At 41.8% G+C, this 24734-nt stretch carries 19 protein-coding genes; 3 read left to right on the top strand and 16 right to left on the bottom strand.

What is annotated here, in order from left to right:
• Positions 1-47: 47 nt before the first annotated feature.
• Both MHI51_RS15810 and MHI51_RS15805 read right to left on the bottom strand, forming a co-directional pair.
• Complete coding sequence (locus MHI51_RS15810) at positions 48-1481, bottom strand: helix-turn-helix domain-containing protein (protein WP_076277336.1); 1434 nt, start codon at positions 1479-1481, stop codon at positions 48-50.
• A 118-nt stretch (positions 1482-1599) separates the two neighbouring features.
• A complete protein-coding gene (locus tag MHI51_RS15805; protein ID WP_076277335.1) occupies positions 1600-2151 on the bottom strand; it encodes a biotin transporter BioY in 552 nt (183 codons plus the stop codon).
• Between the two features lie 247 nt (positions 2152-2398).
• Between MHI51_RS15805 and MHI51_RS15800 the strand changes: the two genes are divergently transcribed.
• Positions 2399-3376 carry a biotin--[acetyl-CoA-carboxylase] ligase gene (locus tag MHI51_RS15800; protein WP_076190305.1) on the top strand — a complete coding sequence of 326 codons (978 nt, stop codon included), beginning with the start codon at positions 2399-2401 and terminating at the stop codon, positions 3374-3376.
• Positions 3377-3505: 129 nt separating this feature from the next.
• On the opposite strand, the gene MHI51_RS15795 is transcribed toward MHI51_RS15800, so the two are convergent.
• The 4 genes from MHI51_RS15795 to MHI51_RS15780 all read right to left on the bottom strand — a co-directional run bounded on the left by MHI51_RS15795 (position 3506) and on the right by MHI51_RS15780 (position 7809).
• The gene (locus tag MHI51_RS15795) at positions 3506-4858 is read right to left on the bottom strand and encodes an MATE family efflux transporter (RefSeq protein ID WP_076184945.1); all 1353 of its coding nucleotides are present in this window, start codon (positions 4856-4858) and stop codon (positions 3506-3508) included.
• A gap of 234 nt (positions 4859-5092) precedes the next feature.
• Positions 5093-5776 carry a MarR family winged helix-turn-helix transcriptional regulator gene (locus tag MHI51_RS15790; RefSeq protein ID WP_076281823.1) on the bottom strand — a complete coding sequence of 228 codons (684 nt, stop codon included), beginning with the start codon at positions 5774-5776 and terminating at the stop codon, positions 5093-5095.
• Positions 5777-6071: 295 nt separating this feature from the next.
• Positions 6072-6854 carry an ABC transporter ATP-binding protein gene (locus tag MHI51_RS15785; RefSeq protein ID WP_076130491.1) on the bottom strand — a complete coding sequence of 261 codons (783 nt, stop codon included), beginning with the start codon at positions 6852-6854 and terminating at the stop codon, positions 6072-6074.
• A gap of 112 nt (positions 6855-6966) precedes the next feature.
• Positions 6967-7809 carry a helix-turn-helix transcriptional regulator gene (locus MHI51_RS15780; protein ID WP_076277333.1) on the bottom strand — a complete coding sequence of 281 codons (843 nt, stop codon included), beginning with the start codon at positions 7807-7809 and terminating at the stop codon, positions 6967-6969.
• A 149-nt stretch (positions 7810-7958) separates the two neighbouring features.
• Here MHI51_RS15780 and MHI51_RS15775 point away from each other — a divergent pair, with 149 nt between their 5' ends.
• Entirely contained in the window at positions 7959-9668 is a 1710-nt protein-coding gene (locus MHI51_RS15775; protein ID WP_076277332.1) for a glycoside hydrolase family 2 protein, read from the top strand.
• A 201-nt stretch (positions 9669-9869) separates the two neighbouring features.
• Here MHI51_RS15775 and MHI51_RS15770 read toward each other — a convergent pair whose 3' ends face one another.
• The 3 genes from MHI51_RS15770 to MHI51_RS15760 form a co-directional block, all read right to left on the bottom strand.
• Entirely contained in the window at positions 9870-10442 is a 573-nt protein-coding gene (locus MHI51_RS15770) for a TetR/AcrR family transcriptional regulator (RefSeq protein WP_076277331.1), read from the bottom strand.
• A gap of 284 nt (positions 10443-10726) precedes the next feature.
• Entirely contained in the window at positions 10727-11479 is a 753-nt protein-coding gene (locus MHI51_RS15765) for an SDR family oxidoreductase (protein ID WP_076277330.1), read from the bottom strand.
• Positions 11480-11708: 229 nt separating this feature from the next.
• On the bottom strand, positions 11709-12710 hold the full coding sequence (locus tag MHI51_RS15760; RefSeq protein WP_143761937.1) for an NADP-dependent oxidoreductase: 1002 nt from the start codon (positions 12708-12710) through the stop codon (positions 11709-11711).
• Positions 12711-12894: 184 nt separating this feature from the next.
• On the opposite strand from MHI51_RS15760, the gene MHI51_RS15755 reads away from it, so the two are divergent.
• A complete protein-coding gene (locus MHI51_RS15755; RefSeq protein ID WP_076190311.1) occupies positions 12895-13443 on the top strand; it encodes a TetR/AcrR family transcriptional regulator in 549 nt (182 codons plus the stop codon).
• Positions 13444-13541: 98 nt separating this feature from the next.
• On the opposite strand, the gene MHI51_RS15750 is transcribed toward MHI51_RS15755, so the two are convergent.
• From MHI51_RS15750 to MHI51_RS15720, 7 genes are all read right to left on the bottom strand, one after another.
• On the bottom strand, positions 13542-14870 hold the full coding sequence (locus MHI51_RS15750; protein ID WP_405173085.1) for an amidohydrolase family protein: 1329 nt from the start codon (positions 14868-14870) through the stop codon (positions 13542-13544).
• Positions 14871-15042: 172 nt separating this feature from the next.
• Positions 15043-15651, bottom strand: coding sequence for a TetR/AcrR family transcriptional regulator (locus tag MHI51_RS15745; protein WP_076133162.1), 609 nt, complete (start codon positions 15649-15651; stop codon positions 15043-15045).
• A 93-nt stretch (positions 15652-15744) separates the two neighbouring features.
• The gene (gene ppsA, locus MHI51_RS15740; RefSeq protein WP_076278092.1) at positions 15745-18360 is read right to left on the bottom strand and encodes a phosphoenolpyruvate synthase; all 2616 of its coding nucleotides are present in this window, start codon (positions 18358-18360) and stop codon (positions 15745-15747) included.
• A gap of 285 nt (positions 18361-18645) precedes the next feature.
• Positions 18646-21297, bottom strand: a complete 2652-nt coding sequence (locus MHI51_RS15735) for an endo-beta-N-acetylglucosaminidase (RefSeq protein WP_076278091.1) — start codon at positions 21295-21297, stop codon at positions 18646-18648.
• A 226-nt stretch (positions 21298-21523) separates the two neighbouring features.
• A complete protein-coding gene (locus MHI51_RS15730; protein ID WP_076278090.1) occupies positions 21524-22447 on the bottom strand; it encodes a phosphotransferase family protein in 924 nt (307 codons plus the stop codon).
• Positions 22448-22517: 70 nt separating this feature from the next.
• Entirely contained in the window at positions 22518-23540 is a 1023-nt protein-coding gene (locus tag MHI51_RS15725; protein ID WP_405173084.1) for a phosphotransferase enzyme family protein, read from the bottom strand.
• Between the two features lie 151 nt (positions 23541-23691).
• Positions 23692-24606, bottom strand: a complete 915-nt coding sequence (locus MHI51_RS15720) for a transcriptional regulator (protein WP_076219237.1) — start codon at positions 24604-24606, stop codon at positions 23692-23694.
• Between the last annotated feature and the right edge of the window lie 128 nt (positions 24607-24734).

The following is a 24734-nucleotide window of genomic DNA, read 5'->3' as shown; positions in this document are numbered from 1 at the left end:
AAACTAGACCAAAAACTTACGGAGCTTACGGAAAATAATTGGTCAAATTATAAAAGCAGTTCTTTACGAATGTTGTCTAAATCTCTTTTAGAGGGGATCGTGGAAATAATAACAACAGGCACTGTCGTTAATGCAACCGGGATATTACTAATGACAAGATCGATATTATTTTGCTGCATGATCTCGTCGGTCAAGCCTTTCATTATGGAAGTATTAAGGATCAACTGATCCCCAATCTCCTTCTTTATCAAATCTGCTATGTAATGACGAATTGAAAATTCTTCCCCGATCACTAAAAAGGCCCTCTTACTTTTATAACGTAAACTCGAGCGGACAATTAAGGTTAGCTTTGTTAAATGAAAATGATTAAACAAAACGGAAGGGTAAGTTTTATTCCACGTTTGCATACAGGTTTGCAATTCTTGATAAATCTGCTGGCATTCCTTTTGAACATATGTTGTTAAATGACTTGTTGAAATCATCATCCATTCAGGAATGGCATTTTCGATTAATAGCTTGTCAAAGAAACCGTAAATCTCCAAAATAAACCGTTCTTGTATATCTAAGTTCGGGTATACCTTTGCTAATAACATTAGAAGCAGATTCCCCATTTGATATTCTTCTTTATCCTTGTGTAATTCGACTTCTTTCATCGGAGTGATCTCTGACCCTTCATAATAATGATATTGGCTGAGACTAACCATGGATTGCATAAAGAATATTTCACTGTTTGGAAATTCAAGGGACAGCTTGTCCTCAAGACGTCCTGTAATAGTTTTCACTGGAAAATAAAACATCCCCTTTTCCCAAGGGTAAGCATTTTCGTCGATGTTCACACATTTTCCTTTAGCCACTCTTTCTATAACAATGGCCAACAAAAACGATAATCTCCTTTTGGAATTGATAAAATATACAATGTTATTCTCATTTTCTATATTTGTGATTAACTGATTCATATAAGCAAAATCAACATTCGCAAAGGGCCAGCCTGTAAACTCATACGCATCACAATATAACTTCCAATAAAAATATCGAATATTCATTTCATTCCCTTTGATCATGGGGGTAGAAAAACTAATGCGTAGCTTATAAGCTTTTAGATCATCATTATTTAATTGCACAATCAATTTCTTTAAAGACGAGGTACTCATAAACATGGCTTCGGAGAGCTCCTCCACAGACAGTCGACCCACATTCATAAACAAAAAATCCATCAGCCGATAAAAGATGGTTTGTCTGAACATAGAAGAAATCACTTCACTAATCGTACTTCGCCCATCACGTTGAAGAACTATTCCCTTTCCTCTAGAAACCTCAATGGTTACAGTAGATGGTAATTGCTTGCTGATTTCCTCCACCATCTTCCGGATGGTCTTATCAGAGATCCCTAAACTTTTTTCGATTTCCGCTAAGGTAAACCATCTATGTTCTGTATCAAGCAGCGTTAATAGTTGACTAGCTAAATTAAATCCCTTATCCATTTTTCTACACCCACTTCAATTTCGTTTAATTTTTATAGTATAAACAAATTCGCAACCATAACCCTATTCTTTTTCAATAAAAAAACCCGGGTTTTATTTACCCGAGTTTCACATCACATTATATTTGTGTTTTTTCTTCTATAGGGCTTATTGCTTTCAGCTGCATCGTTATGACGGCTGCAATAACGGCTTTGATGATGTCTCCCGGAAGAAAGGCCAACGCTCCGACAAGACCAGCCCAGATCGAAGTATTGGTTATCAATGCCATGACAGGGGCACCAATCAGACTCACTAGTAATACACCGAAGATTATGTTGATAGCTACCAGCTTCCAAGTTCGAACCTTCGGCCAGATTTTTTCGGAATACCAGCCAATAAGGCCGGCCGCGATTGGAAAACTAAATATGTATCCTGCAGAAGGTCCAACTAACACCGCGATTCCGCCGCGACCGCCAGTCAGTACAGGCAGCCCAATGGCTACTAGTATGATGAAAATAATGAGACTGAGGGCGCCCATCCGTTTCCCCAGAAAACATCCAGCCAACATGACGCCAAGCGTCTGGGCAGTGATCGGAACGGGGATGAAGCCGAGGGGGATGGGCGGTATCATCCCCAACACCGCGATAAGTGCTGCGAATAATGCAGCATAAATTAGTTCTTTTGTCTTCAAAAAAATGACCTCCATTGGATATCAATGATTGTATTCTGGTTAGTAAATACGTCCAGTAAGCTGAATTATAATGGAGTTATTCTTTATTGTAAACCATAAATTAATATATGGTTTACAATAGGATAAAATACCATGCTTGAGTTTTTCCTATTGTTATATAGAATTAGAGTATTCAGTCGCAATCGTTGGATGTTAATCTATTCAATGGGTTTTGGTCGGAGAGTTATACTTTTGGAGGTTTAAGTTCATGACAGTAAAAGAACATATTCTTGCCTTGCTTGACAGTAATAAGGGTGAATATTTTTCCGGCGAGGAAATAGCCGTTCAGTTATCCGTGACGCGCAGCGCGGTCTGGAAAGCCATAAAATCTTTACAGACAGACGGTTATTCGATACAAGCTGTAACCAATAAAGGATATTCCATGTCACCACAAACGGATATCTTATCAGCCAGTGCAATTTCAAAGTACCTGGATACTCAGGGGCAAAAGTTACGTGTTGAAGTCTTTAAGACCATATCTTCCACGAATGAAGCCGTAAAAAACCTTGCCTCAAATGGAGAAGCTGAAGGTAAAGTGATTCTTTCGGAAGAACAAACAGCTGGTCGCGGGCGAATGGGCCGGAAATTTTTTTCTCCACCTGGAACGGGTATCTATATGAGCATCCTGCTGCGTCCCAAGCTGTCCGCAACAGACTCAGCTTTATTGACCACTTGCGCCGCTGTAGCTGTAGCCCTTTCTATCGAGAGCGTATCCGGTAAAGAAACGCAGATTAAATGGGTAAATGACGTTTTTATGGAAGGTAAAAAAGTATGCGGGATCCTTACCGAAGCATCCGTGTCACTGGAAAACGGCTGGCTTGATTATGCTGTCCTCGGCATCGGTATCAATGTAGTCCTCCCTTCCGAAGGCTTTCCCAATGATCTTACCGAGATTGCAACAACTGTAATTTCAGAAAACAATCCTTATGGTGATCTGCGCAACCGTCTCGTTGCAGAAGTACTAAACCATTTCATGAGATATTATGAACATTTAACGGACAGATTGTTTCTTTCCGAATACAAAAAAAGGTTAATTTCACTTGGCGAACCTGTGACCGTGATAAAGGATAATGAACAACGTAAAGCAACAGCCATTGATATCGATGACGATTGCCATCTGAAAGTCAGATATGAGAATGGTGACGAAGAGTATCTTTCAAGTGGAGAAGTTAGCATTAAAATTTAACTGGAGCTTCGCCTCCAAAGCAGCTAGTGCTGCCTCATGGCAGGCTGCTTCATCATACGAGCCAAAAAAACCTTGCTGATTCAAGGTTTTTTTAGATGAACTAAAAATATCAACTTAAAGCTTAGGATTCTACTGTACTAAAGTATCTAAATCAGGCTGCAATTTGTTCCGCAGAACATACAGCATGATGGCACCCACAAGGAACGCAACAGCATCTGAAATGACGAGCGACCAGACTACTCCGTGGAAACCGTTCATTCGATTAGCGATATACAATACTGGAATCAGAGTAACACCTTGAATAATTGACATAATAAAGGCGGCGGTTCCTTGTGCTGTCGCTTGGAAGATCCCCGTAAACAACGCGGTCGTTCCTGAAATGAACAGGGATAAGAACGTTACATGAAGAATGTAGCTGCCCAGTTCAATTAATTGCGGGTCATTCGTAAATAAACCGATTAAGTGGTCGGAAATCAGATATACAATAATGCCGAATACGGCTGCTAATGCCACAGTCACTTTGATTGTGAATGTTATGGTATGCTTCATGCGTAATTTATTGGCTGTAAAAGAGAAGGCAATCAGCGGCACGACTCCCTCACATAAGCCCATCAGAATAACCTCTGGAAATTGTAATAATCGTGATGAAATTCCGAAGGCCGCAATGGCCTGCTCCCCATATTCGACCAGAAAACGGTTAAAGATAAGTGACATTGCACCCATGAAGAGACTCATAACAAAAACGGGTACTCCAATTTTAAATACATTGCTCAGAATGTCTTTGGAAGCTTTGAACCATTTAACAGAGAGGGTTAAGAATTGGCTCTTATATCCCATGTGGAAGGCGTAGAATGCACTTGCAACCAAGTTAGAAATGACTGTAGCAGATGCAACCCCGATCACGTCCCAATGGAAGACGAAAATGACTAGCGCATCGAGAATAATATTCACAACAACACTGAGAAGCATGCCGATCATCGAAGTGATCGCTGCCCCCTCCGAGCGCACGATATTCTCCAGCGTGAAGAATAGAACGACGAATGGTGAACCAATAAGCATAATCGTGACATAGTCCTTCGTGAACCCGAAGGAGTCAGGCGTCGCTCCCAAGCCATGGACGATTGAATCGATCAAGGGGATGCCGGCAGCCATCAAAATAAGACCGAGAGCTAAACTGCTGTAAAAGGCGAATGAAGACACATGCTTTACATCATCATATTTTTTCTCTCCCAGCAAACGGGAGATGAATGCACTGCTACCGATACCAATCAAGTTACCTAGCGCCATAATGGCGGCGAATAACGGTAAAGTTAGTGCGAGTGCGGTTAACATCGCAGTATTGCCCAGTGTACCAAGGAAATAGGCATTCAAAATGGAGTATATGACACTCATCGACATGCCTAGCATCATCGGTACTGCGAAGTGAGCTACGGCTTTTGCGACAGGTGCTTTTTCAAAGTAATGGAGGTTTTCTGCATCCATAAGGTTCACCACTATCTTTCTTTATTTTGTTTTTTGAAATTACTTAGAATTCTAACTATCGGTCCAATATGATCCGTGACGCAGCAACAAGCAAACCTGTACCCTAACGACGAGTTTTCAGATTTGGCGTACGAAATTTGACTATTCTTTAGTTTCACATTACGCTGCCTTTGCCGTTCATCTTTCTCTGGTGGAAAGGCAGCGCCTCAGCTACTGTTTGCTAAAAGACTTTAATTACTTATCGTCCGGGCCATGTGACTTGTCAGGTGACGAATTACTGTCATCGCTGGAAGGCCAGCCGAATCCGCGCATGTCACCACGCCCTTCTCCGCCAAATCCAGGGAACCTTCCGCTAAAGCGTTCGTCCCTAGAATTTCCCCACATTCTGTGCATTTGTCCGCGCATAGCCATCATTTTTTCAAATTCCTCTGTTCCCATGCGCGCCTTGGCAGCTTCCATCCACATAGCCATCACATCACGTTCTTCGCCCGATCCAAGTTCTTCCTCCAAAGCTGTAATGACGCGAGTTAGGTAATCCCCGAAAGCTATCTGCTCTTCTGGCGATAAGCGAGAAAATATGTTGCCGCTGTCTATCTCTTGTTTCTCTTCCTCTTGTCCTTTTTGCGTTAGGTAAATCAACATGATACGTTTGTCTGTTTCTGAGGGTTTACGGGTGATGTATTCTGCTTTCTCCAGTTTACCAAGCAATTCATTAAGGGATGATACACGGATGTCCAACATATAGGATAAGTCTTTGGTGCTGATACCGTCTTTCATCCGAAGAAACGCTAATATCCTCCCTTGCCCACGTGATGCGTCGGCCATAGGACCAACCGCGGCATGAGACTTCAAGTGTTGCCTTTGCAACAGCCATTGCAGTTTCGCGAGTTTTTCGTACAATTCAGTATTCATGTCCATAATGAATCCTCCATTAAGTTTTTACGGTACCTGTTGAACTTTATAACGGTACCTGTTGATTTGTATTATAACGGTACCTGTTAGATATGTCAAAATGTTTTTTACAGGTACCGTTAATATGTTGTTTGACTGTTTATGGACGTGGCTTATAAGCTTGCAAACAAATATAAAACCCGCGCGGTGCGCGGGTTATTTTAAAATTATATTGTGATTAGTTTTCATTTTTTATATCTGCAAGCAATCCTTCAAACCACTTCAGAGCGGTTTGCTCGCCTATTCGATGTGCCTTGATATGCTACTTATCACCGGCAAGTGTAAGCCACTTGCGGTTATGATGTTCCTGTACTTCAACGGGGGTATCGAAGAAATCACTCAAAACATCTGACTGCAAGCAGTTTACTGTCTCGTCACCTTTGTAGATTTCACCGTTCTTTACCAGCAGCGTGTGCGTGAAGCATGGTGTTATCTCCTCGATATGATGGGTTACATACAGCAAGGTTGGTCCACCAGGTTGCTTTGTTATCTTCTCGATCATCTGCAGCAGCTGTTCACGGGCAAAAATATCTAGTCCCGTGCACGGCTCATCAAGGATTAGTAGATCTGGATTGGCCATTAGTGCGCGTGCAATGAGGACTTTCTGACGCTGTCCTTGCGACAAGGTATCATATGTACGACCAGCCAAAGAAGAGCAGTCTAGAAACTCCATTAACTCCTCGGCTTGCTTTTGATCCTCTTCATTCGTCTTATCATACAGACCAATCGTCGCGAATTTTCCGCTTAGGACGATGTTCAGGGCAGTCTGATGGCCGTACAGCTTCTGCTGCAAGGAGGTGCTTACCCAACCGATTCGTTTGCGTAGCTCTCTCAAGTCCACATCGCCGAAGCGATGGTCCAGCACCTCGACTTGTCCTGTTGTCGGCCAGATATAGCCGTTCACTACATTTAGCATCGTCGTTTTTCCTGAACCGTTCAAACCGACGATACACCAGTGTTGTCCTTGCTTCACTTCCCAGTTCATATCGCGTAAGATCATTGTCGTATCACGTTGCCATGATACATTTTTGAGTGATATAATCATGCCCAATTTTCCCTCCTTAAACATGCTTCAATGAGTTCAATATTAACATGGTAAAGTCCTTCCCGTAAAAAAACATAACCTCAAGATTTTTTACCAGCGGTTCTGCGGACAATTAATCTTTGATTCTCTGTTTGTTTCGGTATACTGTCGGAGGGATCCCGTTAAGCTGTTTAAAAATCTTACTGAAATGATATTCTTCGTAGTACCCGCATAATTTGGCGATTTCCTTAACTGGATAATCGGTAAAAACCAGATAACGACAAGCTTGCTTGTTCTGTAAGTGCATATGGTATTCCTTCGGCCCCATCCCCGTAAATTTCAGGAACATCTTCCGCAAGTAAGATGGCGAAATGCCGTATTTCTCCGCTAATTTCTCGATCCGGTGATGATCCTTATAGTCGTTCTCGAGTGTTTTCTTGATCTGTTCGAAGGCGGCGAAAGCTCCAGACTCCATCAGATTCCAGTCCGGTTGAACGGTCTGGTGTAGCATATGCAGCAGGATCTGCATTTTAGCCCGGGATACGGCTATGCCTTCGGTTAGTCCGGGCAGCCAGTCCTGGTGAATCTCCCAGACCAGCTGGCTAATTTCCTCAGCCTGCTGTTGGTTATATTGGCTTAAGAAGGGAAGTCTCAGTTTTACGATTGGCTTGACTTCCTTCCATACCGCATCATAACCAAGCTCTGCACAATCGAAGAGCAACATCGTTATACGAAGTGGAGCATCCATCTGCGAGCGCATGGACAGTTTAAGGCCTGGTTTTAAATAGATTAGCATTCCAGCCTCTACGTTGTGCTCAACATTGGTCAGGAAAACCCCTTTACCTTCATGAATCCAGTACAAGCTGTGCACATTTACCATGTTACGGATGTCCTCCCACCCGGGATAAGTAGCTTTGTCGAGTACAAAATGGATATGCACTGTGAGGTCATTCAGCTTGTAATCATTTTCTTCCAATTAATATCCCCTCCTGCTGCTAAAAGAGCGATTTAAACAAGACGGTAACGTTTTTTTCTATTCAATGCTTAAACTCCAAATGTTACTATCCATATTATCAAGATGTCTGAAATTCACAATACATTACAGGAAAAAAAGGAGGAACACACTTGTTAAGGACTTTTAGCGAGTATCAAATTCGGAGAACTGCGCTGTTGGATGGGCCTTGGGATTTCATGAAGGATCCGTTAAATACGGGTGTTCAAGAAAAATGGTTTGAGCGATTTCCACATTCTTGGCAGTCTCTTTATGTGCCCTCGTGCTGGAATAATGAACTGGGAATGTACGATTTTGAAGGTGTCGGTTGGTATCGTAAAAAAATACAGATTGTGAATTCGCAGCATGTCAGACTCATCTTTCATGCCGTGCTGGGCCACGCCGATGTCTATTTGGACGGGCAGCACCTTGGGTATCACTATGGAGGATTTACACCTTTTGAATTTATTGTTCCTTCCTTAGGAGCAGGAGAACATGAGATTATCGTCCGGACGGACAGCACCTTGGACCGACTTACGATTCCTACGGAGCAGGTGGATTGGTTTCATTATGGGGGAATCATACGGTCGGTGGAGCTGCAATATTTGCCTGAACTTTACATCGAACAACTGAAGATTGATTATGAACTGCATGGACCAGATGCCGATGTCACTGTTCAGGTGAGGCTCCATTCCTTCTTTAAGGAGCAGCACACTACAAAGATCACATTCTCCGAAAGCGGACATGAATTGCACTCGGAAGAAGTACAGATTGAAACTGGCCAGACCCTCAGTCATACGTTCAAGTTGCTTATGCCTGAAGTACGTTTGTGGAACGTAGGTCTTCCAGAACTGTATACCTTTCAACTGCGGACAGAGGAAGACGACAAGATTGAACGGATCGGTTTTCGCTATATTGAAACAAAGGATCATCGGATTCTAATTAACGGTTCACCCGTTTATCTTAAGGGGGTGAATAGACATGAAGAGCATCCTGAGTGGGGTTTCGCCTTCCCTCCGAAGCTGATGCACAAGGAGCTCAGTATCATTTTGGAGTTAGGTTGCAATTCCGTCCGGGGTTCTCATTATCCCCAAAGCCCATATTGGCTTGATCTACTCGATGAGCAAGGGATTGTATACTGGAGCGAAATTCCGATATGGGGAGCCTTTCTGCCGAACGAAACAGTAAGTGAGCCGCTCTTCCAGGAGCGTGCACTGACTATGATTGAAGAAATGATCAGCTTGCATATGCATCACCCAAGTGTGATCTTTTGGTCCGTTCATAATGAGATTGATACCCGGACGCAAGAAGCATATGCTTTCACACAAGCTCTAGTCGGATTGGTGAAGAAACTCGACAGTACTAGGCTTGTCACCTACGCTACGATGCATCCACTCGAAGATATTCTACTTCCTTTATTCGATGTTATCGGTATTAATAAATATTTTGGTTGGTACGAAGGCGATACAGCCAGCTTTAAAGACATGCTGGAACAGTTCCATGTGCGTGCGGAGCAGATGGGAGCCGGTGACAAGGTAGTGCTCATGACCGAATTCGGTGGTGCTGGACTATTTGGGGATGTGGGCTGGGAGCAGAGATTGTTCAGCGAGGATTATCAGGCAGATATTGTAACTGAAGCACTGGCGATCTTCAAAAATGATTCGAAAATTGGCGGGACTTACATCTGGCAGTTTGCAGACATCCGCGGCGATCTGAAGAGCAGCAGCAAGAACTTTCGCGACCGTGCCCGCGGCTTCAACAACAAGGGTCTGGTTAATGAATACCGCAAACCTAAACAATCCTTCCGTGAAGTGCGCCGTATCTATCGATCTTGGACAGATTAATATCCACATTGACTAAGAAGCCCATCGTCAACATGGGTTTTTTTAGTGTCTGCATTCTTAGTTCCTTACAGTTGGTGTCGGACGCGGTATTTATATAGTTAAACTGGGCGTATTAAGTCGGTTCTATTCTTTGCGTACTCGGGTAGCAGTAAGTTGATTGTCTATTTTCGGCATTCGATACAAGTGCTAGATAAAGGAGTTTTAATCTAGAGTGATCAGTATGGTATGAATAATACTTGTTAATTTCTCATGGTCCGTTGCCGTTTTTACCATTGTACGTAGTCCTAACCAGGCATTCATTAAATAATGGGAAATAGCCTCGGGCTCCAGTGAAATTCTAAGTTCACCTCTTTGCTGGCCAGTCTGAACGAGGTCATATAACAACTTCTCCGTTTTTGAATAGCTATTCTCAACAAAGGATGCAACCTCCGGATCCAGTACTCCCAACTCCACACCCGAATTAACTATGAAACATCCTTGAGGTTCTCCTTCGCTCCTCATCGAAGATTCTAGAAATTGTCGAATGATCTCCTTTACGGGTTCTTGTTTCTCAACCAAGAAGCTCATTTTTTTGTTTTGAGTAGATTCGTACCGTTGGAGTGCCGTCAAATATAAGGCGTGCTTATCACCAAATGTATCATAGATACTTCTTCTGTGAATTCCCATACAGTCTACCAAATCTTGCATTGAAGTTTTCTCGTAACCTTGCATCCAAAATAGTTTTATCGCTTTATCTAGTACTTCATTAATTTCAAATTCTTTGCTTCTTGCCATTGTAATCACCTCAAGCAATCATTATACATTTAAGTAAACGATCCGCAAACTAATATATAAAACGTAAATAAAATCAAGCAAGATGCTTGATTTTATTCATAACATGATAACTTAACTGATGCTTACCGAAGAATTCTTACTTTGTCTGCTTATAAACAATCCAGAGTCCAATCTTTTTCCAGCGTGTGCAAAAAAGTTGTACCCCACGATTAAGAATAGGGAAGCCAGTTCTTTTTGCTCCAGTTTCTTCAACGATCGTTTTAGTGACTAATATCTAATTCGATTTAAAACTCAGATATAATTGGATAGATTTGATCTCTCAGATTGAAGTCATAGTTCTGGTCAACAATCCCTATCATATCATTGCTATCATAAAGCTCTACCATGAAACTCGCCATTTGTTTGGCAGTGTGGTATTTAGGCATGTTTGCTTTGTAATCAAATTCTTCAGCATCTATTGATTTCTTCACAAATTCCGTTTCAGTTATTGCTGGTGCTAAAACCTTTGCTTTTAATTTCGCGCCTTTAAGCTCTAGTTCCTTTGCAAGCCCTTCGGTGAAGGCACTAACATAATATTTAGATGCAGAATAAGCAACGCTCCCAACAGCAATGGCATATCCGAGTGCGGATGATACGTTAATTAACTGAGTTCCTTCTACATCAGCATAATCTCGCACAAATAGTGTAGAAAGGATCGTCAAGGATTCGATGTTAACACGTAACATAATTTCAACTTTATCTAAATTCTGTTCTACCACAAAAGAAGCTTCACCAAGTCCTGCATTATTAATCCAGGTTTCTATTTGGTATACCTTCAAAGTGTTATACAGTGTGTAAGCCTGCTCTGTAATAGACAGATCATTTGAAATAATAATAACATTTACATTAGGATCAATATTCTGAATTGTTGATTTAAGTTCTTCTAATTTATCTAATCTTCTAGCTACCAAAATTAAATTTTTACCGCGTGCAGCAAACGCCAATGCTGTTTCATACCCAATTCCTGAGCTTGCTCCTGTAATCACTGTATATTTCATATTATTCTCTCCCATTTAAGTTTTTTGATCAATTAACAACATTTCAATAGAGTTTTGTTCACGATTAAACTTGTATCTCATTCCCCCCTCCCTTAATAAATTTCTTCAAAATATTCAAGAACGATCATTCTAGTTAAGGTAAAAAACTACACTATTAACTCTAATTTGCATCAGTATATCAATTCTAGAATGATCAGTAAAGAATTTTTTGACAACAATTGAGCCCTCCTTAAAATCTGATAATAACTTTCCCTTTAGGATGACCTTCAGCAACAAAAGTCAGTGCTTCGTTAATATCTTCTATGTGGAATTCTGTAGGGTCCACTGCTGGTACAATCCCATTATCTTCAATAATCTTCGTAATTTTCTTTAATTGTTCGCCATCACTGCGAACAAAAATGAAATGATATTGAATCTCCTTTTTCTTCGCTTTATGATCATACTTAGCCCCGGCGATGGTGAAGAGCTTTTGTTTCCAGCCAGAGAAGCCCAGATCTTCTGCAAAACGTTTGTTAGGACCGGTCCGCAGAGAAAGAAGGCGGCCTCCTGCTTTAATAATTGAAAGTTCATGATCAAATTCGCTGGGTCCCAAGGTATCTATCACATAATCAACATCACTAAGCTGTTCCCAATAGTTCGTAGTCGTATAATCAATATATTGGTCTGCACCAGCGGCCATTGTCCGTTCACGTGCTTCTGGATTTCCACTGATAATGACCTTGAGCCCCATGCTTTTGGCGATAGGAATGGCCATTTGGCCAAACGAACCAGACCCTCCAGGGATAAACACGCTTTCGCCAGCTTTAGCATTTAATTCTTCATTTAATCCTTGATAAGCTGTTAATCCTGTTAATGGCGCAGCAGCACCAGTCACAAAATTCAGATTGGCAGGTAGGTACCCGATGGCATCTGCATTAATTGTCGCGTATTCCGCAAAGGCACCGATTTTTTGTAGTGGCAGACGTGAATAAATTGCATCGCCAACTTTGAAACCTTGCACCTTCTTACCCACTTTTTCAATAACACCCGTCAGCTCGTTACCAAGTACTAATGGGAATTCATAATCCTGAATCAGCTTTACACTTCCGGTACCAATAAGCAATTCCAAATGATTAACTGCTGCTGCTTTCACCTGAACCAAGACTTCGTTATCACTTATTTCTGGGATTGGAATATCGTTCACTTTTACTATGAACTTTTTTGAATATTTGGTGATCTGTGCTGCTTTCATAATTAATGACCTCCTATGCGTTAAAAAAAGTAACATTTATTTGGTTTTGTAACTTACACAACAAGCATAAAACAATAAGTTACAAAAATCAACAATTGTTACTGAATATTTTATATGTTAGAATACTCGCAAGTGTATTAACGATAAAAGGGAATTTATTGAAGAAAGAAGGGTTAGCAGTACGGTGGCTAAAATCACTCAAGAGCTCATTATTGAAACAGCGGAGGCATTAATTAAACGCACGGAAAAATCCGAAGTGACACTCTCACAAATTGCGGATGAATTAAGTATCACCCATGCAGCGCTCTATAAGCACTTTAAAAATAAGCAAGAGCTCTGGGCAGCCGTATCTAAGAGCTGGTTCAACCGGATGATTTCAGAACAAATTAAATTAGATATGACTAATTTAACTAAACCGCAAGAATTGCTTCACGATTGGCTATGGGCATTTGTTAACGCAAAAAAACGCGCTTATAACGAGAATCCCAAGATGTTTGCCTTGAATACTCAATACGTGGATAGCAATCCACTGGTATTACGCGATGTTCTCTGGGATTCCTACCAAATCATTGACGGCCTCATGGACTATCACGATCCCCACTTGGAACGGGCTGAGGCGATTCTCTCTGCGTTTGCAGTATTTAGCCTCCCATCCTTCAAAGAATCCTGGAATTTACCTGACTACCAAGACAGGTTTGAACGCATCTGGAGTTTAATTAATAAGGGTCTTTGAATTCAAAGTTTTAGGGTATCTTACGGCTACAAATTCTAATTCGTAGAGTTCATGAATTGCTGAAATATGCTTAGCTTCTACAATCATTTATCTCACTCCTAAATACTCCAAACCGTATCCAGCAGCTCGTCCACTGCTTGAATTCTGGTCACAGAGGGTGTTTGTATTAAATTCCCTCTGACCATAACCATAGCTACATCAGACAAAGTTTTTATGTTCTCCAATGGGTTTTGCTCCATCATGATTAAATCCGCATATTTGCCAACTTCTATTGTCCCTGTCTGGTGATCGATTCCCAAAATCTCTGCATTTGATTTGGTTACTAGTTCAATAACCTGACTTGCGTTCAGCTTTGTTTGTCGCATGAAATGATCAAGCTCACGCCAAAGATCATAGTGGGTTACATAGGACATAGCGGCATCCGTGCCCACACCAATTTTGATATCATGTTCTATAGCCTGCTGTAGCCCTTTTAACATAGAGCCATACACAAGCCGGGCATTTTCCTTAACGGTTGTATTCAACTTTGTCAGGCTCGGATCTAATTTCGCACTGGGATAAGCTGCTTGTAAAGTAGGGATCACAGCGGTGTAGCCCTTTAAGGCTCTGGGATTATTTTTGTACAGCCTGATCATTTCCTCATCCATCTCCGCGCCGTGTTCAATAGTATCCACCCCACCCTTTAACGCAACTCTTACACCTTCGGTACTTTCTGCATGTGCCGCCACACGCATCCCAATTTTATGAGCTTCCTCGCAAATCGCAGCCACCTCTTCTTCCGTCATTTGCAAGCGGCCTGCTTCTCCGACCCTTTTGGCATCGGTAACCCCGCCAGTTACACATATTTTGATTAGGTCCACTCCGTTTTTTACATTGATTCTTACATTTCTTCTCCCTTCCCATGGTGAATCACCGACCAAAGCCAAATAAGGTGCACCGTGGCCATCCGTTACGCTCAGGAAATACCCGGACACCAAAAGATTAGGTCCAATAAATTGATTTGCCTTAATCTCATCCCTCAAAAGAACATCAGTATAAAAAAATTCACCTACACTACGCATCGTTGTTACTCCGGAATGCAGTGCGGTTAGGGCATTTTTTTTCATCCATTTCTTCAACACGTTTCTGCCCAGTCTCGTATCCAAAATATGATGAAACGCAAAATTCAGCAGCCCTTCACTGGCAGATAGCGTAAATGGCTTCCCATCGGCAAAAAGATGAACATGCGCGTTGATGAGACCGGGCATCACATATTTCCCCGAACAATCGATCGTTTGGTAATGGGTCGGAACAGTTACAGCGCTTGCTTTCCCGATCTCTTGAATCAACCCGTTTTCCTGAATCAAAATAGTCATATGGGTATCTGTGCCTTTTATTGCATCTCCATATATAACATTGCAGTCCTTAAACGCATAACCTATCTTCATCGTAGCTTCCCCCGTTTCATGATTACACCTTTCAATAGTGAATTAATTATTCATTATTGGATTAAAAAAATAGGGACCCTCGTAGATGCTAAATGTGCATATCCACTTGGTTGTCCCTCATTGCAGTGTTGTGCGCCAGTTCCACCCCACACCTAAATTCGGCGCATTGACGTTATTCGTTTAAGCTTTTTAGTCCATGCAGCCAGTATAAGCTTAATGCCTCAAAAATCCGTTTCCGGCTATCGGCGCTCATCTCGTGCTTTAATAAATCCAGAATCATATTGATGACATTGTTCGCGATGATCTTCAGCAGAATCATATTTTCTTCGGTTCCGATTTCGTATCTTTTATAATGATCCTTAATATAGGGCCTTTTAGTTTCGATCATCAGATCGATCAGCTCGTTTTTGGCATTGCTATATACGGTCCCTTTATTCTTTTCAAAAATAATAACAATCTGCCTGCTGTACTGGGTTAATATAGTTATTTGCTCTTGAACGATAGCTGATTTTTTCTCATTATTAACATCATCAAAAAAAGTCTGGTTATCGATGCGAATATTTTCCACTAACACATTCTTCAAATAGTCCACTAAAGACGGCGGAACAACCGAATAGAACAACTCTTTTTTATTTTTAAAATAAGTATAAATATTTCCAACAGAAATTTGAATTTCATCGGCAATATCATTCATTTTGGCATCAGAGAAGCCTTTTTGGAAAAATACCTTTAAAGCGGCGGATTCAATTTCCTGTTTCACTTCATCTTTTTTAGACTGCATATTGCCCCTCACCTTTAATAATGAATTTAAAATTCACTATTAAAAAATAATTCAAAAGATTGAATTTGTCAAACCACATTCGTGATTCAGCCATTACAATATCTCGATATAGCCTTCTGTTCCATGCACACGAATTCGTTGCCCGTCTTTTATCAATTTGGTAGCATTCTCCACGCCGACAACTGCTGGCAAGCCATATTCACGCGCAATAACTGCCCCATGGGTCATTAGTCCACCAACTTCAGTAACTAGGCCTTTTACAGATACAAACAATGGAGTCCAGCTAGGGTCAGTAAATAAGGTAACTAATATATCTCCGTTTTCTAGATCAGCATCCTCTATGTTTAAGATGACACGCGCACGTCCCTCTATAACACCGGAAGAAACCGCTAAACCTACAATAGCTTCAGTTGGGAGGTTTTCTCGTTTATACTTCCCCGCAATGATTTCACCATCAGACGTAATAACACGTGGTGGAGTTAGTTTTTCAAATAATTTGTACTCTTCTTTGCGTTTGCTGATGATCTGGTAATCCATTTTATTTGTGCTTACAACTTCGCATAGTTCTTCAAAAGTGAGGTAGTATATATCTCCTTTTTCAGGAATAACTCCCGCTTGTACTAGTTGTTCTGCTTCTTTCAGTAAAGCTTGTTTATAAACGAAGTAGCGATTAACCATGCCGTATTTTGGGTATTCTCTAAACCCGCTGAAATTCCGGATGAGATCAATCATTCGTTTTGTTTCATTCGCTTTTTGTTCACCATCGGGTAATTGCTTCAATCGATCTAATAGCTCTTGTTCTTTTTTCAAAGCTTCCTGTCGACCTTGCTCAAATTTCCGATGGCCAGCATTAGGTTTAAAGTTTTTGATATTACTGAGAATCATGGGGACAAGTGTAGTTGGTTTTTCGCTCCAACGAGTTCTTGTAAGATCGATTTCTCCGGTACATCGCATTCCGTATTTACTGAGATAGTCATAGAAAGCGTCTTGGGTTTCCTGCCCACCCTCAAAGCTAACCAGTTCATTTAAGAAATTTTCATCTTTAACCTGCTGTAAGTAATCAATGACTTCCGGATAAGGCCGAATCACATCAGCGAGATTGAGTAGCGCCAGACCCATTTCTGAAGTAATATTGCCCTGTACAGATTGAGAAAGCGTATCCGCTGCGTTTTTTTCACCTAACCACTCATTTATTTTTTCATTGATCCATGCTGAGGCATCCATAGCCGCCATAATCACACGCATACTTTGTGGGTTGAATAGAATCTTCTTTAATTGCTGCATATCTTCCAGAATAAAATCAAACAACTCCGCCCCTGATTTGGTTTGAATGATTTGTTGCAACTCTTCTATCGAGGCTTGGTTGCTCTTAATGAGGTCAGAAACGATTGTCGGATCATTTTCGAGTTGTACTTGAGAATCACTAGGTGGCAGGCTTGTATTTCTCTTACTCGGAGTAGAAGCCTTTTCATTATCTGCCGAAAATTTTATAAAATCTTCTCGCTCTACGATGGTTATGAGTGCGTCTTTTATGAGGGGATCAGATTTACCTAAGGCTTCTATGATCATTTCTCTGCTGCCAGATGAAGCAAGACTTGGTGTGACATCAACAAACAATCTTCCGCCAGCTGTACGCATAGGTGCAGGAGTCGTTAACAGGTAAAAGGCCAATCCCAGCGGTTTCATGGGATCTGTCATCATTTGTTGATGACCAACAGATACATAAACGTGGTTTTCTTGATCATTCGCTTCTGGGATGGGGAATAAAGTCGTGATTGGCCGACTCTGGACGATATAAAATGTATCCTCGGCCAAACACCATTCGATATCTTGTGGGCAACCAAAATAAGCTTCAATCTGTCTGCCTATCCTTGCTAATTGTAAAATTTGTTGTTCAGTAAGTGTTTGAGTCTCTTGCTGATCGAGTTCGATCTGCCGGGTCTCTGTTCCGCCTTCTTTTAGTCCGTAAATAGCCAATTTTTTGGTTGCTATTCTCTTATCGACAATTTTCTCTTGCTGTACTTTATAACCATCGGCAGATACCAAGCCAGAGACCAGAGCTTCGCCAAGTCCAAAACTGGCATCGATGGATAGCAGTTTCCGGTTAGAAGTAATCGGATCAGCGGTAAATAAAATGCCTGAAGCCTGTGGAAAAACCATCCTTTGAACGATAACGGATAAATAAACTTGACTGTGGTCAAATCCATTTTGCATACGGTAGATTACGGCACGATCCGTAAATAGAGAAGCCCAACATTTGCTGATATGCTGAAGGATTGCTTCTATGCCGATGATATTTAAATAGGTATCTTGTTGACCTGCAAAAGAGGCATGTGGTAAATCTTCAGCGGTCGCACTAGAACGCACTGCATAAGCATGTTCATCACCCAGCTGGGTGAGATAGTGAGAAACTGCCTTCACAACATCGGAAGGAATTTCTGCTTCCACAATGATTTGCCGAATCTTCCTACTGATTTCACCGATTTGATCCCGATCTTCTACTTTTAGCATAGTTAGTTGATCCAACAAAGCATGATACGTTTGGTTCTGTTCGAGGGCTTGGTGATATCCTACTGTTGTAATACAGAATCCTTCTGGTACTTGTATTCCTTCTATTTGTGATAGTTTCCCTAAATTTAACCCTTTTCCGCCAACGAGCAAAAGCTGTGTATTGTCCACTTCCTGAAAACCGAGAACTAAAGAACGCATTTATTATCGCTCCTAACTATTAAATTGAGAAAAAAATTGACAAGAATTTAACGGCATGATAATATAAATATATAAGATGCATTTTTTATGCCTAACTATAGAATTTCAGTCGTGAGTTGATTATATCATCGTGTCTTTTCATATGCAATATATAAGAATCTGATGAGATAAATCAGGTTCTTTTTTTGATTTCAGCTATCATTAGTGTTAAAACAAATAAACCGTAGCCCCTCAAGTGGCCTACGGTTTATTTGCTTTAATATTAGAATGACGTAATAGGGTATATTATAATCCCTTCACTTCAAACTCATAGATCCGCGCTGCCGTATCGGCTCCCTGCGTAGGTTTGAGAATCAATAATTTTACATAGCGGGCTTTTACTAACGCAATTGAATCAGTCGACTCGGCAGCCGAGTTTCCTTGGACGTTGACGACATCCGTCCAGTTCGTTCCGTCGCTGCTGACCTGAATCGTATAATCACTGGTATTAAAACCGGACCACTCTCCTCCGCTCTCAGCATGCTTGATGACAAAAGCGCTGAGTTGATGTTCGGCGCCGAGGTCGACCTGAAGCCAATGGGGCAGATTGCCAATTGCGCACCATTTACTGTTATCCGTCACTTTACCATCTACGGCGTTAGGTGCCCCTTCCTTTTCCCCGCAGGCATGATCGGCTGTTGCAGTTTTACCAAGTGCCAGATTTTTCACTGCTCCAGCTTCCTTACTCACTGTGATAAGCGCTTTTTTCGTAATTGTGTCTTGGCCCGAGCTGTTAGTTGCAGTCAGCGTCACACTATAAACGCCTTCCTGAGAGAACGTCACAACTGGGTTCTTTGATGTGCTGACCGCGGGGCTTCCGCTTTCGAAGGTCCATGACCATCCTTCTGTCACTTCAGTCGACAGGTCGGTGAAGTTTACGCTCTCGCCTGGAGCGACTAGGGTTCGATCAGTTTTGAACTCCGCAGTCGGCTTTGGATAATCCGGCCAGCTGATCTTCACGCTAGAGGATTGACCTTGCTCGTATCTTCCATTGACGGCAACAACCTTCAATACTGTGATAGTTTCTTTGTCTATTCTTCGCATCTCAGGAACGTAAAACACATGATTTGGTGTTGCACCTATGAACATCTCACTGCCATCTGGAAGTACTCGATAGATTTCGTATTGCTTGACCTGTTGGTCAAGCTGTTTCCACTGTAATCTGGCATCTCCATAAATACCATTGCGAAAGTCAGTTTGAGTGACCTTAAGATCGCGAACCGCGGGTAGTGGTTTGATCGGGTCATTAGCATTTTGAATGGAGAGCTGGCCAATTTGAATGTTGTAATTATTAATCGCATTCTTAGAATCAAAATACAGTGACAACGCTACGATCCGTTTCCCTTTGTATGGGGTCAAATTCAATGTTTCAGTTGTCCAGTCTGGCGATGTCTTATCCTTCACATTAAGGAAGATATATTGATTGGGCTGATCTGCGAATGCAAGACCAACCTTCAGGCTTGGCTTATTTTGTGTTTTGTACGTAATAGACAGCTTTGTGCTTGCTTCGATCTTAAGGTCGGTCTTGTAGAGCTTCAGATGTGTCGCATTGTTAGGGTTCAGTACGCCTGATACCTTCAACGAACTGCCGCCGTAATAGGCATCGGACCAATCGAGCACTGGTGAAAGCGGGGTACCTTTGCTGTCTGCAATCCAGCGCCAGGAGGGAAGAATATCCTGCAGACTCCGGTTGTTCCAGCTTTTATCCCGCACCTGCTTCCCTCTTACAAAATATTTCTGTCCGCTTCCCGTGTTGAAGTTGGTGGTGAAAGGCAGCTCATTGATTGGTGATGATTCGATCACATCGTTAGCGATACCTTTCCAGGCTTGATCGCTCGAGGTGTTACTCGGATTCCCGTTTGGACCCACCCAGAATTTGTTCTCGCGTACGAAGAAATCTTCCATACTCTCTGCGCTGTTAAAAGCCCAATCGGGGCGGTAAATACCAAGGGAAGTAACGGCAGGATCTTTATCCGGAAACAACAGATTCCAGTTCACCTTTGTATCGTAACCCTTGGCTTCGACATCGATGCCTGCATACAAGTCATAAGGACTTCTGCCCAAGCTTCTAGCCTTCTCTGCCGAGCTTTTAAGATCCTTCCACCAAAAGTTCAGGAACATATTGTCTGTTATTTGCTTTTTATTGTCTTGCAGGAACATCGCATTCTTGTCGTTAAGTGCATTTTGCCAACTGATACTGCCCTCATTGGTCATGGAATCATACCATACGATGTGCATAGAATTTGACTTGTGCGATTCCAGATAACTTAGGAAAGCTTTCATTTGCTGTGCGTCAGCCGGAGTTCCGCCCTCAGTCTCCTGGTTAATAAACCAGCCGTCAAATCCGTAATGGCTCGCAACCTGGATCAACTTGTCAGCAGCAGGAAAGGATCCGTCACTATTCTGCTGAAGCATCTGCTTGACCCATTCATACTTCCCGCCATATACGGTTGGTGGGAAGAATACCGTTCCGATGATCGGCACGCCATTTTTATGAGCCGCGTCGATCGTATCAGCGCTTGGAGGTACGATGATCCCTTCGCCCGCGGAACCACCCCAATAGACCAGCTTGTCAACATATTGCCAATAGGTAAATGTGTTAGCTTCGAATTTGCTTGAACCCTGCGATGGAACTCCGCTTGTTCCCGGGTTCAGTGCTGATAAAGCCATGACTTTTGGCGCTTTGGTTGCATGAGCGTTGACTCCATCTGCTACAAAACGGTCCTGCAGCGGGACTGTGCTCCGGTTAAATGCCGCATCCGGGTCGGATGCCGGACTCCACTGAAGCAATTGCTCCGGAAACCAATAGGATGAATAAGGCTGTTTCGCGAACGCAGTTGTGGATAAGGCTGCGCACATCACAAGTAAGAATATAAAACCTGCCCCAATCTTTTTCATGCCATACTCCTCCAATCGATTGATTAAATGATTGCGCTTACATTTTATCAAGTTGGACAAAGCTATAGATAGTGGATTAATGGCAAGTTCAGGTGCATTTATTACAGGTCGTCAGCCTAGGCTATAATCCCAGTGGGGAATTTGCTCCTTGAAATTTGATATTTATATACAAAAAGCCGCAATTATGCGGCTATTAAATGTTTATGATAAGGTATAGCGTCAGTTATTACGCTTTTAGGTTTAAAAGAAAATGCCGTGTGTCCTGATAAGCCTCTGTCCAGCCCATCTTAGCATAGAATCGAAGTCCATCGAGTCCCTTAAAATAATAGGCACCGATTAGCCGCTCCTCAAAATTCGGGGTCACTATTCTAGCTTTCTTTTGATAATTTTGATATGTGTTAATGACATCACACCAAGGCATATGCTTGTCGAGAACCGCAAGGTCTATGAGAGAATCGCCATACATGCAATTTCCATCAATAATGCCGGTTATCCGTGTTCCGTTGGACAACATATTCCACTGTTGAAAATCTCCGTGTATAAAGCTTCTATTAGATTCATTATAGGGTACATAGGTCATCAAACGACTATAGATTTCTTCGTATACGTCTCTTTCCAAGCAAGACGTGCGGAAGAGTTCATGCCAATTCTCCCAGAATGTCCCCGTCTGATCTTCCGCATTTACGGCAATGACGAAGTCTTTCCAAGATGAATAGGAACCATTGCCGTCAGGTCCGATCCAACCATAACCGTTAGTTCCCCCAATATCCGTTTCGGCCATTCTTGTTAAAATGCCGATAATTTCCGGCATCAGACGGGTTTGTTCCTCTGCTGTACAATCGGATAGATTGCGACCTTCCATTCGCTCCATGATCAAATAGGTTAACTGATTAGTCCTCCCTAACCCCAAACATTTTGGGAAAGGGATACCTTGGTCGAGTAGCAAATTAGATACAAATTGTTCGGTCTCATATGCTCGTTCCAAATCGCTGAATTTCACAACATAGTCTTTTCCTTCTAAAATAAAAGAAAACACGTTGCTTATATTGCCGCCAGACAACGGTGTAATCTCAGCCGCTCCCTGTCCAAGATGATTCCACAGTACTTTTTCAATTTCACTCATGGTCAATTCCGGTTTTTCGTAAGCCATATTTACTCCAACTCCTGCTTATTTGAGTCTACTATGAATTTATCCGCAGCATATCAAAAACACCCTCATCCTAAATATCTCGTTCCTCATACTCAAAGGGTTCATCACATGAGTAAATTTCATGGAAAAATCCTACATATGGGATATCGTCTTCTAGACATTTTATACGATATGACAGCTCTTCATCGCATTCCGGCTCTTCACCATTGTTCCACATTACCTCGAATGCATCAACGATGTTTTCCATGAGGGTTACTTGGATAAACAACGGCAATGTGTCTAACATCGAATCTTCGATCCTGGTCTCGGATCTGTAGCCATCAAGGACTGTTTTAAAATAATCATCCATAAACTGTTTGCGTTTATCAGTGTCTTGTTCAAATTGTATCCAGCCCACTCCAAGTGTCCAGAGATTTGCCAGGTCATACATATACCAACAAAAGCAGGAGTTATCGAAATCAAAAACAGTTATTTGCCCTGTATTAAAATCGATCATATAATTCCCATCGCAGTAATCAAAATGAACCATCCCAAAAGACTCGTGATTCCTGTCCATCCCTTCTAAGGTTGTAAGGAGATCTACCAGTTTCTCTTTCAACAGAGATAACGAGTCAGGTATTAGCTTATCTATATAATCGGCATTGTATTTATCAAAAAAATCATACCGGGAATGGACAGGTGTATAACCCTTCGATAATTGATGCATTTTTCCAAGAACTTTGCCACAGTTATAATAGTATTCCGTAATAGGAACGCCTTCCCGATACTGATAATTATTTTCCACGAGCATACCCCCCTTGGCCTTTTCAAACAAGCAGACAAAAAAGGTATGATTATTAAGAGTTATCGTTTCCAGCAGATTCCCCTTCTGGGAGTTGACCACATTCGAAACACTGCCTCCATGCTCGTACAAATACCTGATATATTCCACTTCACCCAAAATATCTTCTCGGCTTCTGTCACTTAAGAAGGCAATTCTGATTATTTTTGCTTCAGAATCAGCTTTATCACAGTTATATGCGACATTCCGTCCTCCTTCATGTGCATTGATAAGCCTGATTTGATAACCTTCCAATCCGTACAATTCATTCACTAATGGAAGTAAGTGTGTATCAGCGATTTTAATAACCTCGTTATAATTCAGAATATCTCTCCTCTCAACTTCTTCAATATATGGATAGTTTACCAGTTCCAGCTGATAAACTGGATGGAGAAAACAACTATAACTGAACTATCCTGCTTCATTAGGTCATCGTTCCTAGGTACACACGAATTAAAATATCTTGGTCATGGTTACCGAATCCAGCCCCATAAAGTGTCAAACCACCAACATTAACAGCCTTCTCGTCAACTGCGAACCGAAGCGTCCAGAATTGTTCCCGTAGCAAAATATCTGCGACAGTAATGTCCGACATCCTTTCTTCATCAATAAATGTGCCCGAAGTGTCAATGCGGATCGTCTTCAATAACCCGTATTGATTTACATTCCGATGCCACCAATCCGGAGTATATATGCCTCGTGCCGCTCTTCCAAAGTCTGCCGGACTGGTCCAAGTTCCAAGCTTCACACCGTTAAAAAAGAACTCAATATCCGAAGGCCAATGATCTTTCAAGCCTGGCGCTTCAGAAGCAATTTCCATTGAAATCTCGATGGCCTCGGGCATTTGACCGGGAAGTAAGTAGTTAGGCGTTTTGTACTCTACGTAACCTCTCCCAAACCACAAAATGCCGGCGTTGACCCGCTCGGGATCGAGAAAATAGCGGGGATCGTCCCAAACCCCAATCTCTTTCTCTTGTGTCCCAAGACCACATGTAGGATGGACATCAAACGAGGTATAATGACCGACTGAAATGGTCTGCTCTCTGATCCTCGGAGTTTGAGTGGCAGTGGGGAGTTCGATTTCAACTCTTTTTTGTTTAAGGAAGCACATTTTGTGTGTTCCTCCGTTTAGGCGTATCCTGTGACTTCCTGTAAGTCCAGCTTGTTCGAGCTTTCGGATATGCATAGTAACTATGGAAGGGCTAAGCTCTAACTTAGCCGCGATCTCCTTCACATTCATTTCATTATCTGCAATGAGGCTCATAATCCTCCATCTGACTTCGCTTGCCAGCGCTTCATACAACGACATGAATTTTGCTTCGCCGTTTGCTTTGATCATCATCATAATCACCTGACCTGTGCTTATTGAAATTACATATATATTAATTTAATAAATATAACGTATATCTTCAACCCCGATTCATTGAAAACCTATAAGCAATAGTGTTTAATTTTCTTAGTAGTTAA

This window comes from Paenibacillus sp. FSL H8-0260, from assembly GCF_045040625.1.
Classification (GTDB): domain Bacteria; phylum Bacillota; class Bacilli; order Paenibacillales; family Paenibacillaceae; genus Paenibacillus_AQ; species Paenibacillus_AQ odorifer.
Note: the sequence above shows the minus strand (reverse complement) of the source record. Positions and strands in the feature narration are given on the sequence as shown.

Bases quoted from the DNA above. Each gene is read 5' to 3' on its own strand.
- MHI51_RS15790 (WP_076281823.1), bottom strand. From the start codon at position 5,776: ATGGACATGAATACTGAATTGTACGAAAAACTCGCGAAACTGCAATGG.
- MHI51_RS15735 (WP_076278091.1), bottom strand. From the start codon at position 21,297: ATGAAAAAGATTGGGGCAGGTTTTATATTCTTACTTGTGATGTGCGCA.
- MHI51_RS15745 (WP_076133162.1), bottom strand. From the start codon at position 15,651: ATGCAGTCTAAAAAAGATGAAGTGAAACAGGAAATTGAATCCGCCGCT.
- MHI51_RS15810 (WP_076277336.1), bottom strand. From the start codon at position 1,481: ATGGATAAGGGATTTAATTTAGCTAGTCAACTATTAACGCTGCTTGAT.
- MHI51_RS15795 (WP_076184945.1), bottom strand. From the start codon at position 4,858: ATGGATGCAGAAAACCTCCATTACTTTGAAAAAGCACCTGTCGCAAAA.
- MHI51_RS15770 (WP_076277331.1), bottom strand. From the start codon at position 10,442: ATGGCAAGAAGCAAAGAATTTGAAATTAATGAAGTACTAGATAAAGCG.
- MHI51_RS15730 (WP_076278090.1), bottom strand. From the start codon at position 22,447: ATGGCTTACGAAAAACCGGAATTGACCATGAGTGAAATTGAAAAAGTA.
- MHI51_RS15720 (WP_076219237.1), bottom strand. From the start codon at position 24,606: ATGATCAAAGCAAACGGCGAAGCAAAATTCATGTCGTTGTATGAAGCG.
- MHI51_RS15785 (WP_076130491.1), bottom strand. From the start codon at position 6,854: ATGATTATATCACTCAAAAATGTATCATGGCAACGTGATACGACAATG.
- ppsA (WP_076278092.1), bottom strand. From the start codon at position 18,360: ATGCGTTCTTTAGTTCTCGGTTTTCAGGAAGTGGACAATACACAGCTT.
- MHI51_RS15800 (WP_076190305.1), top strand. From the start codon at position 2,399: ATGACAGTAAAAGAACATATTCTTGCCTTGCTTGACAGTAATAAGGGT.
- MHI51_RS15750 (WP_405173085.1), bottom strand. From the start codon at position 14,870: ATGAAGATAGGTTATGCGTTTAAGGACTGCAATGTTATATATGGAGAT.
- MHI51_RS15765 (WP_076277330.1), bottom strand. From the start codon at position 11,479: ATGAAATATACAGTGATTACAGGAGCAAGCTCAGGAATTGGGTATGAA.
- MHI51_RS15760 (WP_143761937.1), bottom strand. From the start codon at position 12,710: ATGAAAGCAGCACAGATCACCAAATATTCAAAAAAGTTCATAGTAAAA.